We start from the raw sequence: 17,536 nt of genomic DNA, 5'->3' as shown, positions 1-17,536 counted from the left end.
CCTTGATTTACCGGGAGAGATAATATTCTCTCTTCGTTATCGTTCAGACGTATTTTGATGTATCAGGCGCGAGGCGTCTTTTAATCTCCTTTAGAGAAAAAAGTTAAAACGAATAAAAAATCCCCGGCGTATAAACGACGGGGATTTGTTTAATGGTTACCTCGTTGAATCAGTTCTATTTTGCTATATAGCGCATCCAGTTTTGCTTCCAGAACGGCCTGGCCGCGAAGATAATCCTCGCGGCGGACATAATGCAGCGGTAAATCGGCGCGAAATTCCAGAAATTCTCTCTCCAGCCTGGACCAGCCCGCTTCTGATTCGCGCCGGGCAGCTTCCAGTGCTTCAAAACGTTCATTCAGCCGTTTTTCAATTTGCGCCAGCAGCAATTTACCGGCAGCAAACATTAATCCAACAAACGAAAGTAAGAGGGAGATGACTTCCCAAAAATCGATACTGAGTTTCATTACTCCCTCTGATTAATGAATGCAGCTAGCCTGCCCCCATTGCAAATAACGGGGAGCATGTTGATATAAAATCGCTTCAGGATAATGACGATTTTCGCGCCAGTTTGCGGCGCTGCGCCCGGCGTTAACGCGTTCTACATGTTCAAACCAGATGGACGCATCCAACCCCTTTGCGGCGGCCAGCTTTTTATCTCTGTTAACCCAGCCTTGCCCGCCGTTATAGGCGCTCAGAGTGAAAGCCATTCGCTGGCAGCTATTTTTTGCTGACACGCTTTTCCACAACTGGCGGTCATACTGTACCAGCGCGCGTATCGCCCAGGCGGGATTAAACGGCTTGTTCTCGCGAAGCGCTGGGTACAACTGGCTTACCCATTTTGCCGTTGCGGGCATAAATTGCGCCATACCCTGCGCGCCAGCCGGAGAAAGCGCGTCAGGTGCCCAGCCGGATTCCTGATGTAGTTGCCCGGCAAAATCAGCAACGGGGGCGTTAAGCCCCCAGATTTCGCGCGCGGTACGAATCACTTCGTTGCGCCATTGCAGAGAAGCGCGCGGCGGTTCGGCAGCATCGGCAGGCAAGAAAGTCATAGCGCAGACCAGGCATACGTATTGATAACGCATCGTTACAGCCCCAGCGCGACGGCAAGGCAAATTGCCGCAACGATGATCGCGCGACGAATCATCGCAGCGGCGCAGCACAGCGATTCTTCCCAGGGGCAAAAGGAGTCGGGACGCGCCCAGGGGAAAAGACTACGGTCGAGCCAGTAACCCAGCACCGCTGATAACGAAACCAGGCTGAGTTTATAGATGACGACCGGAATTTGCGCTGATGATGTCCAGCCGATAAGCGCAAACAGTACGACAGAGGCAATCAGCCAGCCGGAAAGTCGGGGAACAATAATTTTTCGCATACTCTATCTCCTGATAATTGAGAGAGAAGTATCGCTTTTCCCCATAGTGGAAGAACGAAAAGGGCTTTAATAAATAACTTTAAAAAATGTTTAGCGCATGGTGTCAAATGCCAACAAATAAACGAATAAATAAAGCTTTCGGGGCAGGGGGTAGAGGCTGCCTGCGGAGAGTCAGTATGTGTCTGTGGCAGGCAATGATGGCGGTATTGCTGTGTCATAATAATCTTTGATTAAAATTATCTTATTGATTTTTAAAGTCACTTTAAAAATTCACGCGATCGTGAGGAAAGCGATCTTTTTGATCGAACGCAGAAAAAAATGCAAAAAATTAACTGTATATACATACAGTATTGTGTAAAATGATGGCATCAGTGAAGGCTTACTTCACCTATAAAATAAATACATATTATAAATTGAAAGCAATATATGCATTCTTTTAATTTATAATTAAATGCCGTTGATAGTAAATATTTATATATATTTTGAATATATTGATAGGTAGTTATTGCACCGTTCTTTACGCTTCCCTTTTTGGTGCCGTCACGGGGAGCATGGTGCTGGATATGGAGATAAAATATGATTCAGAAATCAAAAGAAATGGTTCGGCTTCCGGAGATTATTAACGATCTGGCGTTTCATGCGTCGCAGGTACTTATTGAAAGCATGAATATTGATAGCGCGTCAGCCGAAAATGCCGGTCAGGCAATTGCTGACAGAATGATGCGCAACTGGGGCGGGCAAAGCATTTATTTCCCCAAAGGTATCTCTGGCCGGGCCTCGGAACGGGATTATCAGATTTACAGCGAGTGCGATGGGCGTAATTATGCGGAGCTGGCCAAAAAGTACAATTTGACACTGCAGTGGATCTATAAAATCGTTAAGCGGGTCCACACGGAAAAACAGCACCAGCGGCGTATGCTGTAAGCGATATCGGGTATGGCGTATAGCGACAAGCGCTATACGCCGGGAGCTGCGACAGGCCGGATAAGGCGCTTGCGTCGCCATCCGGCAGCGTATTGCCTGATAGCGCTCACCCGCTGCCGTGTCAGGGCAATTATTCAAATAAGTTCTGATGTAGCTTTTGCACCACTTTCTCGGCATCGTCTCCCGGCACGAGGAAGCACAGATTGTGGCTGGAGGCGCCGTAACAAATCATGCGAATGTTGAACGGTTCCAGGACGCCAAACACTTCTTTACCAACACCGCAGGCTTTTGACAGGTTGTTGCCAATCAGCGCGACCAGCGCCAGTCCTTCTTCGACTTCGACCCGACACAACGCGGAAAGCTCCATCAATAAGGATTGGGTCAGTAACGTATCGCCCGTGGAGGTGGAGCCGGTAGTATCCAGCGTCAGCGCGACGCTCACCTCCGAAGTGGTAATCAGATCTACCGAAATATTATGCCGCGCCAGAATGCCGAACACCTCTGCCAGGAAACCTCGTGAGTGCAGCATATTCAGGCTGTGCAGCGTCAATAGCGTTTGATTGCGGCGCAGCGCCAGCGCGCGGAACAGCGGCGGGTTTTGGGTTTTATTGCACACCAGCGTACCGCCCGCTTGCGGATCTTTACTGGAGCCAACGAAGACCGGGATATCGCTACGCACGGCCGGCAGTAAGGTGGCTGGATGCAGTACTTTTGCGCCGAAGGTTGCCATCTCCGCCGCTTCTTCAAAGTCGATTTCATCAATTCGCTGCGCGACGGGCACTACGCGCGGGTCGGTGGTGTAAATACCGGGCACATCTGTCCAGATATCAACCCGCGCGGCATGGAGCGCTTCAGCCAGCAACGCTGCCGTATAGTCGCTGCCGCCGCGGCCTAACGTCGTGGTGCGGCCTTTGCTTTCACTGCCGATAAAGCCCTGAGTAATGACCAACGTTTCGCTCAGGCGCGGGAGCAACTGCTGCGCGGCCAGTTCCGCAAGCGCTGCGACGTCCGGTTCCGCACGACCAAAGCGATCGCTGGTACGCATCACTTTGCGCACGTCGAACCAGTGGGCCTGTACGTCGCGTTCACGCAGGATCTCAACAAATAGCAGGGTAGACATCAGCTCGCCGTGGCTGACCAGTTCATCGGTCAGGGCTGCCGATGTCGCCAGCGATGCCGCCTCCGCCAGAATAGTGATGTTTTCCAGCAGGCGTTCAATCTCTTCGCGAATGACATTCGGATGACGCAGACGATCAAGGATATCGAACTGGATTTTACGGATGGCGTCGAGCGTAGCGAAACGTTCGCCAGGCTCCATCCCTTCGGCCAGCGCCACCAGCAGATTAGTGATGCCGGCAGACGCGGAAAGCACGACTAAACGAACATTGGCGTCGGAAAGTACGATATCCGCGCTACGGTTCATGGCGTCAAAATCAGCGACGCTGGTACCGCCAAATTTGGAAACAACGATCTCTGTCATATCAACCTCGTGTCAGGAAATGAAAAACGCGACCATGGCACAAGGGCAGAACAGAAACCGGTGCAGGCGCAAATGCAAGTAACGTATTTATAAATAAAAGTTGTGGCCTGGACTGTCAACGTTGGGATTATGCGGATTTTTTATGCTGAGTTTAGGCTCAGTAACAGCGCTTATAACCCCGATACCCATTTGCCGCCTTTCTGCACCTCGAATTATTTAGGGTATATACTTTTTATCCTCATTCGACAGTGCCTGGGGCAACGGCACTAAAACAATCACACTTTTCTGTGACTGGCGTTACAATCGATCCCAGTCACAATTCTCAAATCAGAAGAGTATTGCTAATGAAAAACATCAATCCAACGCAGACTTCTGCCTGGCAGGCGCTCCAGAAACACTACGATGAAATGAAAGACGTTACGATCGCTGAGCTTTTCGCGAACGATAGCGACCGTTTCGCTAAATTTTCCGCGACGTTTGACGATCTGATGCTGGTGGATTTCTCCAAAAACCGCATCACCGAAGAGACGCTGGCAAAATTACAGGATCTGGCGAAAGAGACCGATCTGGCCGGCGCGATTAAATCCATGTTCTCCGGCGAGAAGATCAACCGCACCGAAGACCGCGCCGTGCTGCACGTGGCGCTGCGTAACCGTAGCAATACGCCGATCATCGTGGACGGCAAAGATGTGATGCCGGAAGTGAACGCCGTGCTTGAGAAGATGAAAACTTTCTCGCAAGCGATTATCTCCGGTCAGTGGAAAGGCTACACCGGTAAGGCCATCACCGACGTGGTGAACATCGGTATCGGCGGTTCCGACCTCGGCCCGTTCATGGTGACCGAAGCGCTGCGTCCGTATAAAAACCATCTGAACATGCACTTCGTCTCTAACGTCGATGGCACGCACATCGCTGAAGTGCTGAAGAAAGTGAACCCTGAAACCACGCTGTTCCTGGTCGCGTCGAAAACTTTCACCACGCAGGAAACCATGACCAACGCCCACAGCGCGCGCGACTGGTTCCTGAAAACTGCAGGCGATGAAAAACACGTGGCGAAACACTTTGCTGCGCTCTCCACCAACGCCAAAGCGGTCGGCGAATTTGGTATCGACACGGCCAATATGTTCGAGTTCTGGGACTGGGTCGGTGGTCGTTACTCGCTGTGGTCTGCCATCGGGCTGTCCATTATTCTGTCCGTCGGTTTCGACAACTTTGTCGAGCTGCTTTCCGGCGCGCACGCGATGGACAAGCATTTCTCCACCACTCCGGCGGAGAAAAACCTACCCATTCTGCTGGCGTTGATTGGCATCTGGTACAACAATTTCTTCGGCGCGGAAACCGAAGCCATTCTGCCGTACGACCAGTATATGCACCGTTTCGCCGCCTACTTCCAGCAGGGCAACATGGAATCCAACGGTAAATACGTTGACCGTAACGGCAACGCCGTGGATTACCAGACAGGCCCAATTATCTGGGGCGAACCAGGCACCAACGGTCAGCACGCGTTTTATCAATTGATTCACCAGGGTACTAAAATGGTGCCGTGTGATTTTATCGCCCCGGCTATCACCCATAACCCGCTATCCGATCATCATCAGAAGCTGCTGTCTAACTTCTTCGCGCAGACCGAAGCGCTGGCGTTTGGTAAATCCCGCGAGGTGGTTGAGCAGGAATATCGCGATCAGGGTAAAGATCCGGCGCAGCTTGAACACGTTGTGCCATTCAAAGTGTTTGAAGGCAACCGCCCGACCAACTCTATCCTGCTGCGTGAAATTACACCGTTCAGCCTGGGCGCGCTGATTGCGCTGTATGAGCATAAAATCTTTACGCAGGGCGCCATCCTGAACATCTTTACTTTCGACCAGTGGGGCGTTGAGTTGGGTAAACAGTTGGCTAACCGTATTCTGCCGGAGCTGGGCGATGATAAAGCTATTTCGTCCCATGATAGCTCTACCAACGGTCTGATTAACCGTTATAAAGCCTGGCGCGCCTGATGGCGCTGCGCTTATCCGGTCTACGTAATGCATAGCGTCTGTGGGCCGGATAAGGCGTTTCGCCGCCATCCGGCAAAAAGAGAATAAGATAATAAAAAGGCCGATATTCACATCGGCCTTTTTTTATAAGATAATTCCGCTTGTCCGTCTTTATCCCCACAATTTTATATTGAGCTTAATCCTAAAATAAGCAATAACCAGAAAATCACTCTGCGTTATTTTCAGATTATACGGATGCTGATGTTTTTTAGTTTAATTTTAACTTATTGATTTTATTTGTTTTTTAATTAAATAATGTAGGCGTTACTTCTTTAAAGTTTAATTATCCTAAAACCTCGCTGTTATTTCTCCCGGACATAATCCGCCTGCTTTGGTTGTGTATACTCGGTAGCGCCCGAAATTCTTTTGGGTAAATCTCCATTCATTCAATGAAGGGAAATTATGATGAAAAAAGTACTGTATGGCATTTTTGCCATAACCGCGCTTGCGGCGACATCTGTCTCGGCAGCCCCCGTTCAGGTGGGTGAAGCGGCAGGGTCGGCAGCGACGTCGGTATCGGCGGGAAGTTCCTCCGCCACCAGCGTTAGCACCGTAAGTTCGGCGGTGGGCGTCGCGTTAGCGGCAACCGGCGGCGGCGATGGTTCCAATACCGGAACCACGACCACCACGACCACCAGTACCCAGTAGTATCGGTACGTTTAACCATAACCACACTCCGGTGTGGTTATTTTGCCCCTCTGGAGAAGCGTCGTGAAGCGACTCGCACTTATCCTGATTTGCCTGCTATTACAGGCGTGTTCGGCCACCACTAAAGGCCTGGGCGATTCACTGTGGGACAGTTTGTTCGGTACGCCAGGCGTACAGCTAACGGATGACGATATTCAAAACATGCCGTATGCCAGCCAGTACATGCAGCTTAACGGCGGTCCTCAACTGTTTGTGGTGCTCGCTTTCTCGGAAAACGGGCAGCAGAAATGGGTGACGCAGGATGGCGCGACGATCGTGACGCAGCATGGCCGTCTGGTCAAAACTCTGCTCGGCGGCGACAACCTGATCGATGTGAATAATCTGGCGGCCGACCCGCTGGCGAAACCAGGACAGATTATCGATGGCGCGACCTGGACTCGCACCCTGGGCTGGACCGAACATCGCCAGGTGCGTTACGCCACCGCCCGTTCCGTTTTTACATGGCGAGGGACCGATAGCGTTAGCGTCGGCAGTGAAGAGACCGCCGTGCGGGTGCTGGATGAAGAAGTGACGACCGATCAAACGCGCTGGCGTAATCGCTACTGGATTGATAGCGAAGGCCAAATTCGCCAGACGGAACAGTATCTGGGCGCGAATTACTTTCCGGTGAAAACCACGCTGATTAAGGCGGCAAAATCATGATGAAAAGGACGATAAGCGCGCTGGCGCTGGCCTTTGTCGCGTCATCCGCCTTTGCCAGCGGCACTGTTACCGTTTTTACCCAGGGTAATAGCGAGCCTAAAACGCTGACAGACGCTGAGCGTCTGCTCGATTTAGTCGGACAGCCGCGCCTGGCAACGAGCTGGTGGCCTGCGGCGGTGATAGGCGAAGAACAGGCGACCGTGACGGCGCGTCAACAGCAGCAGGAACTTCTCGGGCGACTGGCGGCGCTCAGCGCTGAGGAAGATGGCGATGCGGCGGCGGCGATAAACACACTACGCCGACAGATTCAGGCGGTGAAGGTGACGGGCAGACAATTCGTGAATCTTGATCCTGACGTGGTGCGGGTGAGCGAACGAGGTAACCCGCCGCTGCAAGGTCACTACACGCTCTGGGTCGGGCCGCAACCCACGCAGGTGACGCTCTTTGGCTTGATTAACCAGCCGGGCAGCCAGCCGTTCGTCCCTGGGCGGGACGTCGCCAGTTATCTTGAGGGTCAGCGCTTACTCAGCGGCGCGGATCGTAGCTATGCCTGGGTGGTTTACCCTGATGGACGCAGCCAAAAAGCGCCGGTGGCTTACTGGAATAAGCGTCATATCGAGCCGATGCCCGGCAGCATTATTTTTGTCGGTTTTGCCGATTCCCTTTGGCGCGGCACGCCGGAGGCGATGAATGCCGACATTCTTCATACCCTGACGCAGCGGATACCGGAATAATGAAAAAAACACATCTGCTCAGCGTGCTGGCGCTGGGTATTAGCGCGGCCTGCCATGCCGAAACATATCCAGCCCCTATTGGGCCTTCACAATCTGACTTTGGCGGCGTGGGCCTGCTGCAAACGCCGACAGCGCGTATGGCGCGTGAAGGGGAGATGAGCCTGAACTATCGCGATAACGATCAGTACCGCTACTACTCGGCTTCGGTTCAGCTTTTCCCGTGGCTGGAAACCACGTTGCGCTATACCGATGTCCGTACGAAAAAGTACAGCAGCGTGGAATCATTCTCCGGTGACCAGACTTACAAAGATAAAGCGTTTGATGTGAAACTGCGGTTGTGGGAAGAGAGTTACTGGATGCCGCAGGTGGCGGTTGGCGCGCGCGATATCGGCGGGACGGGGCTGTTTGATGCGGAATATATTGTAGCGAGTAAGGCCTGGGGGCCATTTGATTTTTCATTAGGTCTCGGCTGGGGCTATCTTGGCACCAGCGGCAATGTGTCTAATCCTTTCTGTTCGTATAGTGATAAATTCTGTTCGCGTGATAACAGCTATAAAGAGGCAGGTTCCGTCGACGGTAGCGATATGTTTCACGGCCCGGCTTCGCTGTTTGGCGGCGTGGAATACCAGACCCCGTGGCAACCGCTACGCCTGAAGCTGGAGTATGAAGGCAATAACTATCAGCAGGATTTTGCGGGTAAACTGGAACAGAAGAGCAAGTTTAACGTCGGCGCCATTTACCGCGTCACCGATTGGGCCGACGTTAACCTCAGCTACGAGCGCGGCAACACCTTTATGTTTGGCGTTACGCTGCGCACCAATTTCAACGATTTACGTCCCGCGTATCATGACAATTCACGCCCGCAATACCGACCACAGCCGCAGGATGCCATCCTGCAACATTCGGTAGTGGCTAATCAATTAACGTTATTGAAATATAATGCCGGTCTGGCGGACCCGAAAATCCAGGTCAAAGGCGATACGCTATACGTTACCGGTGAACAGATGAAGTACCGCGACTCCCGTGAAGGGATCGTGCGCGCTAACCGGATCGTCATGAACGATCTGCCGGAGGGGATCCGCACGATCCGCGTGACGGAAAACCGCCTTAATCTGCCGCAGGTCACCACTGAAACCGATGTCGCCAGCCTGAAACGCCATCTGGAAGGCGAACCGCTGGGACATGAAACCCCGCTGGCGCAAAAACGCGTGGAGCCGATCGTGCCAGAGAGTACTGAACAGGGTTGGTATATCGACAAGTCGCGCGTTGATTTTCATCTTGATCCCGTGCTGAATCAGTCGGTAGGCGGCCCGGAAAACTTCTATATGTATCAGTTGGGCGTAATGGGAACTGCGGATCTGTGGGTCACAGATCATCTGCTCACCACGGGCAGCGTGTTTGCCAATATCGCCAACAACTACGACAAATTTAACTACACCAATCCGCCGAAGGACTCGCATCTGCCGCGGGTGCGTACGCATGTCCGTGAGTATGTGCAGAACGATGTTTATGTGAATAACCTACAGGCCAACTACTTCCAGTATTTTGGCAATGGTTTCTATGGGCAGGTCTATGGCGGTTATCTGGAGACCATGTTTGGCGGTGCCGGGGCGGAAGTCCTGTATCGCCCGGTAGACAGCAATTGGGCGTTTGGTCTGGATGCCAACTACGTGAAACAGCGTGACTGGCGTAGCGCGCAGGATATGATGACGTTTACCGATTACAGCGTGAAGACCGGACATTTGACCGCATACTGGACGCCGTCGTTCGCCCAGGATGTACTGGTGAAAGCCAGCGTTGGTCAGTATCTGGCGGGCGATAAAGGCGGTACGCTGGAGATCGCCAAACGCTTCGATAGTGGCGTCGTTGTCGGCGGTTACGCGACGATTACCGATGCGTCGCCGGATGAATATGGGGAAGGGGATTTTACCAAAGGCGTATATGTTTCCGTGCCGCTGGATCTCTTCTCGTCCGGCCCAACCCGAAGTCGTGCGGCAATTGGCTGGACGCCGCTGACGCGTGACGGCGGTCAACAGCTTGGGCGTAAGTTTGGCCTGTATGATATAACCAGTGACAGGAGCGTAAATTTCCGTTAATACTCAGGCCGGATAAGGCGTTCACGGCGCTATCCGGCAAATTATCTTATTGAACAAAATATAAACATAAATAAAAAATATAGATGCCCGTCACATTTGTGCGTTATACAGAAACCTCGCCGCAGAGAAAGAGGGGGCTGTTATGATGCCATTATCGCGCTCACGTCTTGAGTTTATCGCCACGATTTTACAAAACGTACTAAATTTGGGGCTGCTTACCCTCGGTCTGATCCTGGTCGTTTTTCTCGGTAAAGAGACGGTGCACCTGGCGGATGCCTTATTCGTGCCTGAGCAAGCCAGCAAATATGAACTGGTGGAAGGGCTGGTGATCTACTTTCTTTATTTCGAATTTATTGCGCTGATTGTGAAGTACTTTAAGTCTGGCCTTCACTTTCCGCTGCGCTATTTCGTGTACATTGGGATCACGGCGATTGTGCGTCTGATCATTGTCGATCATAAAACGCCAATGGATGTATTACTCTATTCGGCGGCGATCCTCCTGTTGGTTATCACGTTGTGGTTATGTAATTCGAACCGACTACGGCGAGAATAGGCGTCGCCACACCGTAACGGACGTATGGCGTGGCAATAAATTAGCCGCTGTCTATAACGCATAAAAAAAGCGCTCCGAAGAGCGCCAAAATACGACCATAAGTGGGGATAACATAAGTTGAGGGCAGTGGCATTGCCCGTTGCCGGGCAGGTACTTCGATAAAACTTAACCTTTCACACCCCCTGCCGTCAGGCCGTTGACCAGCCAACGTTGCGCCAACAGGAACACCAGGGTGATAGGAATAGCGGAAAGAACGGCGGCGGCGGCAAAGTCGCCCCACAAATAGTTTTGCGGGTTGAGATATTGCTGCATACCCACGGCCAGCGTATAGCTGTCCACATCACGCAGTAACAACGAGGCGACCGGAACTTCGGTAATCGCCGCGATGAACGACAGAATAAACACCACCGCCAGAATCGGTACGGAAAGCGGCAGCAGCACCAGGCGAAATGCCTGCCACGGGGTTGCGCCATCCAGCGCGGCGGCCTCTTCCAGCGAGCTGTCGATAGTTTCGAAGTAGCCTTTAATCGTCCAGACATGCAGCGCAATGCCGCCAAGATAGGCGAAGATCACGCCGCCATGCGTATTCAGACCGATAAATGGAATGTATTGTCCCAGGCGGTCAAATAACGCATACAGCGCCACCAGAGACAAAACCGCCGGAAACATCTGGAAAATCAGCATCCCTTTGAGCAGTGTTGCTTTACCTGGAAAACGCATTCGTGCGAAAGCGTAGGCGCAGGTGGTGGAGAGCGCCACGATGCCGATGGCGGTAATACCGGCGATTTTCACCGAGTTCCACAGCCACAGCAGGACTGGGAAGGGAGGCGGCGTTACCCGACCATCCGCATGTTCCACGCTGAAACCCAGCGCCAGCCGCCAGTGTTCCCAGGAGATTTTGTCCGGGATCAGGCTTCCGGTGGCGAAGTTCCCTTCACGTAGCGAGATAGCGATGACCATCAGCAGCGGGAACATGATCGCCGCGATGAAAATCAGCAGCCCCAGGTGCGTGATGAAGAGACGTAATTTTTGAGATTTGGGTTGGACCATAGCCATTGTTATTATCTCCCTTAATCAAACTTCATACGCGTGGCTTTCAGGTTCACTATTGCCAGCGCGCCTACCAGCAGGAAGATCAGCGTGGCAATGGCCGCCGCCAGACCGAAGTCCTGACCGCCGCCGCCTTCAAAGGCGATACGGTAGGTGTAGCTGACGAGCAGATCGGTATAACCGGCAGGCGTGGTGGTGCCGAGACGGTCTGGCCCGCCGTTGGTCAACAGTTGAATCAGGACAAAGTTATTAAAGTTAAAGGCGAAGCTGGCGATCATCAGCGGCGTTAGCGGCTTAATCAGCAGCGGTAAGGTGATCTTAAAGAAATTCTGAAATGGACCGGCGCCGTCCATTGCGGAGGCTTCGTACAGGTCATCCGGAATCGCTTTCAGCAGTCCCATGCACAGGATCATCATGTAGGGATAGCCCAGCCAGGTATTCACGATAATCACCATTGCCCGCGCGGTGTTGGGGTCGCTGAACCAGGCAGGTTTAATGCCAAACAGCGCGCTCAGCATCATATTGATTTCGCCAAAGCTTTGGTTGAATAACCCTTTGAAAATCAAAATTGAAATAAACGACGGTACGGCGTAGGGCAGAATCAGCAGGACGCGGTAGATAGCTTTACCTTTCAGCGCTTCCCACTGTACGAGGCAGGCCAATACCATCCCAACCGCCACGGTTAACACCACAGTGAGAACCGAAAAGACCACGGTCCAGACGAAGATAGCGAAAAAAGGCTTCTGGATCCCTTCGTCGGTAAAGACGCGCGTAAAGTTTTTCGCGCCGATAGTAACGGTATAACCAGGACTGAGTTTTTCATCACCCCAGCTTCCGTCGGCGTTGATCGACTGATAATAACCGCTATCGTTGTTTGGCCGGTATTTTACGCCGCTCTGGTTATTGGTAAGCAGGCCGTCATCAGCCAGTGTGTACAGCGGACGGGTACCGGAAAACTGACGTAGCGAGCTCATAATCACTTTACTTTCATCCGGCAGGACGGCGGTTATCTGGTTCAGCGCCAGACGGTTCTGGGTGATTATCCGCAGATTGGCGCGTTCGCCGCCCGGTAGGGCATCGGTCTCTTTCAGCTGTAATTTTTGTTCGCCGCCGAAGGAAAATGCGTCAGACAGGTAATGTTTGCCCGTTTCTCCGTCGGTGAGGGCCAGTTGCCACTCGTCGCCGGCCGGGTAAAGACCGAAGTTATAGGTTTTTCCTGCCTGATAAGAACGGTCCATCAGCACTTGCTGGGCGCGTTCAAAGGTGAGCTGGTTGGTGCTGCTGTAGTTAGTAAAGGCGATGGCGATGGTGCACACCAGCGGGAATAGCACAAACAGCCCCATGCCGGCGAGGCCAGGGTAAACGTAGCGCCAGGCGTAGGTTTTACGATTTGCAAAAATATACAGGCCAGCAGAGCTTAAAATCAGCGTCATGATGGCGAACAGATACTCCCCTTGTACGTACATTAAAACTACAAGGTAACCCACCAGCAGGCCCAGCAGACCAATTACTGACCATTTAAGCTGGTCGCTTTGCCACCAGTGTTTCTTTTTAATGACATCCATGGGGGTTTTCCTCTACAGCGTTGAAACTTCCTGGCCGGAGATGTGCCTGATGGCGCTGCGCTTATCAGGCCTACGGTGTGTTGTAGGCCGGATAAGGCATTTATGCCGCCATCCGGCACAGGCTCACGGCATTACTTAGTGATACGGCTTTGTGCATCTTTCAGCGCGGCATCCACGGTTTGACGGCCGCTGGCGGCGTTGATCACAGCCGTACGTACCGCATACCAGAAGGCGGACATCTGCGGAATATTCGGCATGATCTCGCCTTTCTGGGCGTTATCCATGGTGGCGGCGATACGGGGGTCTTTCGCTAACTGCTCCTGGAAAGATTTCAGCGCCACGGCGCCCAGCGGTTTATCTTTGTTCACCGCCTCCAGACCCTGATCGGTCAGCAGGTAGTTTTCGAGGAACTCTTTCGCCAGCTCTTTATTCGGGCTGGCAGCGTTAATTCCCGCGCTCAGCACGCCGACGAACGGTTTCGAGGGTTTACCTTTGAAGGTCGGCAGCAGGGTGACACCGTAGTTGACTTTGCTCTTGTCGATGTTCGACCATGCCCACGGACCGTTGATGGTCATTGCCGTTTCGCCTTTATTGAAGGCCGCTTCGGCGATGGAGTAATCGGTATCGGCGCTCATATTTTTGTTCTTGATCATATCGATCAGGAAAGTCAGGCCCGCTTTCGCGCCGGCGTTGTCGACGCCAACGTCTTTCACGTCATACTTGCCGTTTTCAAATTTGAACGCGTAACCGCCGTCAGCAGCGATCAAAGGCCAGGTGAAATACGGCTCTTGCAGGTTGAACATTATCGCCGACTTCCCTTTCGCTTTTAGCTCTTTATCCAGCGCCGGGATTTCTTCCCAGGTTTTCGGCGGGTTCGGGACGAGGTCTTTGTTATAAATCAGGGAGAGGGCTTCAACGGCGATGGGGTAGGCGATCAGCTTGCCGTTATAACGTACCGCATCCCAGGTGAACGGATAGAGTTTGTCCTGAAACGCTTTATCCGGAGTGACCTCCGCCAGCAGACCAGACTGCGCGTAGCCGCCAAAACGGTCGTGCGCCCAGAAGATAATGTCAGGACCGTCGCCGGTGGCTGCCACCTGCGGGAATTTCTCTTCCAGCTTATCCGGGTGCTCAACGGTCACTTTAATGCCGGTGTCTTGCTCAAATTTTTTACCGACCTCGGCCAGACCGTTATAGCCCTTGTCGCCGTTGATCCAGATAACCAGTTTACCTTCTTCAATTTTGGCGAGAGCCGGGGCGGAAATCATCATCGTCGTAAGTGCGGACAATGCGAGGATGCCTACGCCAGTTTTAATCTTCATATCTCCCATCCTTTTTGGTGATGTACACAGAGGTGGTTTAACGGTCTCTAGTTTCTTTATACGACAACCTCTTTCCATCCTCCCCGCCCCTACGCCCCACCCCGGCTTTATGTGATCTGTGTTGCATAAATGTGAGTAATGCGTGCTGGCGCACACAAAAACACGCCGATTTTTGCGGGCGGCATCACGAAATTCCTTTTCTGTCCGCGCCCGTGGTCTCAGGCGCTGTGTCCTCATCCTCCCGCCTCCTCCCCCATAAAAAAGCCGGGGGGTGGAGGATTTACCCCAGTCAGGGATCGCGCATAGTCAGGCCATCATGAATGTTGCTGTCAATGACAGGTTGTAACGAAGGGAGAAGGGCATGGCGAGCGTACAGCTACGAAATGTAACGAAAGCCTGGGGTGACGTGGTGGTATCGAAAGATATTAACCTCGATATCCATGACGGGGAGTTCGTGGTGTTTGTCGGACCGTCAGGCTGTGGTAAATCGACCTTGCTGCGTATGATCGCCGGGCTTGAAACCATCACCAGTGGCGACCTGTTTATCGGGGAAACCCGTATGAATGATATTCCGCCTGCCGAGCGCGGCGTGGGCATGGTATTCCAGTCTTATGCGCTCTATCCCCATCTCTCCGTTGCAGAAAACATGTCTTTCGGCCTCAAGCTGGCGGGCGCCAAAAAAGAGGTGATGAATCAACGCGTCAACCAGGTGGCGGAAGTGCTGCAACTGGCGCATCTGCTGGAACGTAAGCCAAAAGCGCTTTCCGGCGGGCAGCGTCAGCGCGTAGCGATTGGCCGCACGCTGGTGGCGGAGCCGCGTGTGTTTTTGCTGGATGAACCGCTTTCTAACCTGGACGCCGCGCTACGCGTGCAGATGCGCATTGAAATTTCTCGCCTGCATAAACGTCTGGGCCGCACGATGATTTACGTCACCCACGATCAGGTCGAGGCGATGACGCTGGCCGACAAAATCGTGGTGCTGGACGCCGGTCGCGTCGCGCAGGTCGGTAAGCCGCTGGAGCTGTACCACTATCCGGCGGACCGCTTTGTCGCGGGCTTCATCGGCTCGCCGAAGATGAACTTCCTGCCGGTGAAAGTGACCGCCACCGCGATTGAACAAGTCCAGGTCGAACTGCCGAATCGCCAGCAAATCTGGCTGCCGGTCGAAAGTCGCGGCGTGCAGGTCGGCGCCAATATGTCTTTAGGCATTCGGCCGGAACACCTGCTGCCGAGCGATATCGCCGATGTCACCCTGGAAGGCGAAGTCCAGGTGGTCGAGCAGTTAGGGCACGAAACACAAATTCATATCCAGATCCCCGCCATCCGTCAAAACCTGGTTTATCGCCAGAATGACGTGGTGTTGGTAGAAGAGGGCGCCACATTCGCTATCGGCCTGCCGCCAGAGCGCTGTCATCTGTTCCGCGAGGATGGCAGCGCATGTCGTCGTCTGCATCAAGAGCCGGGTGTTTAAGGCCTCCATAAAAAAACGAAACGCAAAACCATTCGCAGTTTTAGAAGGTGGCAGCGTTTAAAGAAAAGCAATGATCTCAGGAGATAGAATGATGATTACTCTGCGCAAACTCCCACTGGCAGTTGCTGTCGCAGCGGGCGTAATGTCCGCTCAGGCAATGGCTGTCGATTTCCACGGTTACGCCCGTTCCGGTATTGGCTGGACGGGAAGCGGCGGCGAACAACAATGTTTCCAGGCAACAGGTGCCCAAAGTAAATACCGTCTCGGTAACGAATGTGAAACCTATGCGGAATTGAAACTGGGCCAGGAAGTGTGGAAAGAGGGCGATAAGAGCTTCTATTTCGACACCAACGTCGCCTATTCGGTTAACCAGCAGAACGACTGGGAATCGACCGATCCCGCCTTCCGCGAAGCGAACGTGCAGGGTAAAAACCTGATTGAATGGCTGCCGGGCTCTACCATCTGGGCCGGTAAGCGCTTCTATCAGCGTCATGACGTACACATGATCGACTTCTACTACTGGGATATTTCAGGTCCTGGCGCAGGTATCGAAAATATCGATCTGGGCTTCGGTAAGCTTTCGCTGGCGGCGACCCGGTCTACTGAAGCGGGCGGCTCTTACACCTTCAGCAGCCAGAATATTTATGATGAAGTAAAAGATACCGCTAACGACGTCTTTGACGTACGTCTGGCTGGTCTGCAAACGAACCCGGACGGCGTACTGGAGCTGGGCGTTGATTACGGCCGCGCCAATACGACCGATGGTTATAAGCTGGCGGATGGGGCATCGAAAGACGGCTGGATGTTCACCGCCGAACACACGCAAAGCATGTTGAAAGGCTATAACAAGTTTGTCGTGCAATATGCCACCGATGCCATGACTACGCAGGGTAAAGGCCAGGCGCGCGGTTCCGACGGTTCTTCATCTTTCACTGAAGAATTGCCTGATGGAACCAAAATTAATTACGCCAATAAGGTCATCAATAATAATGGCAATATGTGGCGTATTTTGGATCATGGCGCCATCTCGCTTGGTGATAAATGGGATTTGATGTACGTCGGTATGTACCAGAATATCGATTGGGATAATAACCTGGGTACTGAGTGGTGGACCGTGGGTGTACGTCCAATGTACAAGTGGACGCCAATCATGAGCACCCTGCTGGAAGTCGGCTACGACAACGTGAAATCTCAGCAGACCGGCGATCGTAACAATCAATATAAAATTACCCTGGCGCAACAGTGGCAGGCGGGCGACAGCATCTGGTCGCGTCCGGCTATCCGTATTTTCGCCACCTACGCGAAATGGGATGAGAAATGGGGCTATATCAAAGACGGCGATAACATTTCCCGTTATGCCGCAGCGACTAACTCCGGCATTTCCACCAACAGCCGTGGCGATAGCGATGAGTGGACCTTCGGCGCCCAGATGGAAATCTGGTGGTAATACGATGGTCATCTGACGTAACGAGGGGCGCAAGCCCCTCTGAAACATCAGGTCTGATGATGCTTGTAAGCCGAATAAGGCGCCAGCCGCCATTCGGCGATATGTTTGGGTTGGCGCGCTATTGCCTGGCTACCGCTGA

16 protein-coding genes and 1 pseudogene are annotated in these 17,536 nt (G+C 52.9%); 10 read left to right on the top strand and 7 right to left on the bottom strand.

The window, feature by feature from the left end:
- Window positions 1-149: 149 nt before the first annotated feature.
- From NA330_RS19290 to NA330_RS19280, 3 genes are read right to left on the bottom strand one after another with little or no spacing between them, the layout of a single operon-like run.
- Window positions 150-464, bottom strand: coding sequence for a membrane protein (locus NA330_RS19290; protein WP_000777266.1), 315 nt, complete (start codon window positions 462-464; stop codon window positions 150-152).
- A 12-nt stretch (window positions 465-476) separates the two neighbouring features.
- Window positions 477-1,082, bottom strand: a complete 606-nt coding sequence (locus NA330_RS19285) for a lytic transglycosylase domain-containing protein (protein WP_023242464.1) — start codon at window positions 1,080-1,082, stop codon at window positions 477-479.
- 2 nt (window positions 1,083-1,084) lie between these two features.
- Window positions 1,085-1,372 (bottom strand): putative holin, encoded by a 288-nt coding sequence (locus NA330_RS19280; protein WP_001226439.1) that lies wholly within the window; start codon window positions 1,370-1,372, stop codon window positions 1,085-1,087.
- A 576-nt stretch (window positions 1,373-1,948) separates the two neighbouring features.
- Here NA330_RS19280 and NA330_RS19275 point away from each other — a divergent pair.
- A complete protein-coding gene (locus tag NA330_RS19275; protein WP_000615248.1) occupies window positions 1,949-2,296 on the top strand; it encodes a Mor transcription activator family protein in 348 nt (115 codons plus the stop codon).
- Between the two features lie 130 nt (window positions 2,297-2,426).
- Here NA330_RS19275 and lysC read toward each other — a convergent pair whose 3' ends face one another.
- A complete protein-coding gene (gene lysC / locus NA330_RS19270) occupies window positions 2,427-3,776 on the bottom strand; it encodes a lysine-sensitive aspartokinase 3 (RefSeq protein ID WP_000136394.1) in 1,350 nt (449 codons plus the stop codon).
- A 344-nt stretch (window positions 3,777-4,120) separates the two neighbouring features.
- Here lysC and pgi point away from each other — a divergent pair, with 344 nt between their 5' ends.
- The 6 genes from pgi to psiE all read left to right on the top strand — a co-directional run bounded on the left by pgi (window position 4,121) and on the right by psiE (window position 10,542).
- Window positions 4,121-5,770 (top strand): glucose-6-phosphate isomerase, encoded by a 1,650-nt coding sequence (gene pgi, locus NA330_RS19265; protein ID WP_000790027.1) that lies wholly within the window; start codon window positions 4,121-4,123, stop codon window positions 5,768-5,770.
- Window positions 5,771-6,214: 444 nt separating this feature from the next.
- On the top strand, window positions 6,215-6,457 hold the full coding sequence (yjbE, locus tag NA330_RS19260; RefSeq protein WP_001541297.1) for an exopolysaccharide production protein YjbE: 243 nt from the start codon (window positions 6,215-6,217) through the stop codon (window positions 6,455-6,457).
- A 63-nt stretch (window positions 6,458-6,520) separates the two neighbouring features.
- A complete protein-coding gene (locus tag NA330_RS19255; protein ID WP_001651226.1) occupies window positions 6,521-7,159 on the top strand; it encodes a YjbF family lipoprotein in 639 nt (212 codons plus the stop codon).
- On the top strand, window positions 7,156-7,893 hold the full coding sequence (locus tag NA330_RS19250; protein ID WP_023242463.1) for a capsule biosynthesis GfcC family protein: 738 nt from the start codon (window positions 7,156-7,158) through the stop codon (window positions 7,891-7,893). The genes NA330_RS19255 and NA330_RS19250 overlap by 4 nt, the downstream gene beginning before the upstream one ends.
- The gene (locus NA330_RS19245) at window positions 7,893-9,989 is read left to right on the top strand and encodes a YjbH domain-containing protein (RefSeq protein ID WP_023242462.1); all 2,097 of its coding nucleotides are present in this window, start codon (window positions 7,893-7,895) and stop codon (window positions 9,987-9,989) included. Before NA330_RS19250 ends, NA330_RS19245 begins: the two co-directional genes overlap by 1 nt.
- A gap of 142 nt (window positions 9,990-10,131) precedes the next feature.
- Entirely contained in the window at window positions 10,132-10,542 is a 411-nt protein-coding gene (gene psiE, locus NA330_RS19240; protein WP_000982752.1) for a phosphate-starvation-inducible protein PsiE, read from the top strand.
- Between the two features lie 165 nt (window positions 10,543-10,707).
- On the opposite strand, the gene malG is transcribed toward psiE, so the two are convergent.
- The gene (gene malG / locus NA330_RS19235; RefSeq protein WP_001252081.1) at window positions 10,708-11,598 is read right to left on the bottom strand and encodes a maltose ABC transporter permease MalG; all 891 of its coding nucleotides are present in this window, start codon (window positions 11,596-11,598) and stop codon (window positions 10,708-10,710) included.
- Window positions 11,599-11,612: 14 nt separating this feature from the next.
- Window positions 11,613-13,157: a maltose ABC transporter permease MalF gene (gene malF, locus NA330_RS19230; RefSeq protein ID WP_000382565.1), complete on the bottom strand. Its 1,545-nt coding sequence runs from the start codon at window positions 13,155-13,157 to the stop codon at window positions 11,613-11,615.
- Between the two features lie 42 nt (window positions 13,158-13,199).
- Between malF and NA330_RS19225 the strand changes: the two are divergent.
- Window positions 13,200-13,340: pseudogene (locus NA330_RS19225) on the top strand (hypothetical protein); the annotation flags it as partial.
- Here the strand turns inward: NA330_RS19225 and malE are convergent.
- A complete protein-coding gene (gene malE, locus NA330_RS19220) occupies window positions 13,289-14,479 on the bottom strand; it encodes a maltose/maltodextrin ABC transporter substrate-binding protein MalE (RefSeq protein WP_000695415.1) in 1,191 nt (396 codons plus the stop codon). The pseudogene NA330_RS19225 and the gene malE overlap by 52 nt on opposite strands.
- Before the next feature lie 361 nt (window positions 14,480-14,840).
- On the opposite strand from malE, the gene malK reads away from it, so the two are divergent.
- Complete coding sequence (malK, locus tag NA330_RS19215; protein WP_000179176.1) at window positions 14,841-15,950, top strand: maltose/maltodextrin ABC transporter ATP-binding protein MalK; 1,110 nt, start codon at window positions 14,841-14,843, stop codon at window positions 15,948-15,950.
- A gap of 88 nt (window positions 15,951-16,038) precedes the next feature.
- Window positions 16,039-17,397 carry a maltoporin gene (locus tag NA330_RS19210; RefSeq protein WP_000973644.1) on the top strand — a complete coding sequence of 453 codons (1,359 nt, stop codon included), beginning with the start codon at window positions 16,039-16,041 and terminating at the stop codon, window positions 17,395-17,397.
- Window positions 17,398-17,536 lie beyond the last annotated feature (139 nt).

It is taken from the genome of Salmonella sp. NW722 (assembly GCF_051702785.1).
Lineage (GTDB): Bacteria > Pseudomonadota > Gammaproteobacteria > Enterobacterales > Enterobacteriaceae > Salmonella > Salmonella enterica.
This window is presented reverse-complemented; position numbering and strand designations above follow the sequence as displayed.

Coding starts and splice junctions, on each gene's coding strand:
- NA330_RS19250 (WP_023242463.1), top strand. CDS start 7,156: ATGATGAAAAGGACGATAAGCGCGCTGGCGCTGGCCTTTGTCGCGTCA.
- psiE (WP_000982752.1), top strand. CDS start 10,132: ATGATGCCATTATCGCGCTCACGTCTTGAGTTTATCGCCACGATTTTA.
- pgi (WP_000790027.1), top strand. CDS start 4,121: ATGAAAAACATCAATCCAACGCAGACTTCTGCCTGGCAGGCGCTCCAG.
- NA330_RS19290 (WP_000777266.1), bottom strand. CDS start 464: ATGAAACTCAGTATCGATTTTTGGGAAGTCATCTCCCTCTTACTTTCG.
- NA330_RS19285 (WP_023242464.1), bottom strand. CDS start 1,082: ATGCGTTATCAATACGTATGCCTGGTCTGCGCTATGACTTTCTTGCCT.
- yjbE (WP_001541297.1), top strand. CDS start 6,215: ATGAAAAAAGTACTGTATGGCATTTTTGCCATAACCGCGCTTGCGGCG.
- NA330_RS19210 (WP_000973644.1), top strand. CDS start 16,039: ATGATGATTACTCTGCGCAAACTCCCACTGGCAGTTGCTGTCGCAGCG.
- lysC (WP_000136394.1), bottom strand. CDS start 3,776: ATGACAGAGATCGTTGTTTCCAAATTTGGCGGTACCAGCGTCGCTGAT.
- malG (WP_001252081.1), bottom strand. CDS start 11,598: ATGGCTATGGTCCAACCCAAATCTCAAAAATTACGTCTCTTCATCACG.
- malF (WP_000382565.1), bottom strand. CDS start 13,157: ATGGATGTCATTAAAAAGAAACACTGGTGGCAAAGCGACCAGCTTAAA.
- malE (WP_000695415.1), bottom strand. CDS start 14,479: ATGAAGATTAAAACTGGCGTAGGCATCCTCGCATTGTCCGCACTTACG.
- malK (WP_000179176.1), top strand. CDS start 14,841: ATGGCGAGCGTACAGCTACGAAATGTAACGAAAGCCTGGGGTGACGTG.
- NA330_RS19275 (WP_000615248.1), top strand. CDS start 1,949: ATGATTCAGAAATCAAAAGAAATGGTTCGGCTTCCGGAGATTATTAAC.
- NA330_RS19280 (WP_001226439.1), bottom strand. CDS start 1,372: ATGCGAAAAATTATTGTTCCCCGACTTTCCGGCTGGCTGATTGCCTCT.
- NA330_RS19245 (WP_023242462.1), top strand. CDS start 7,893: ATGAAAAAAACACATCTGCTCAGCGTGCTGGCGCTGGGTATTAGCGCG.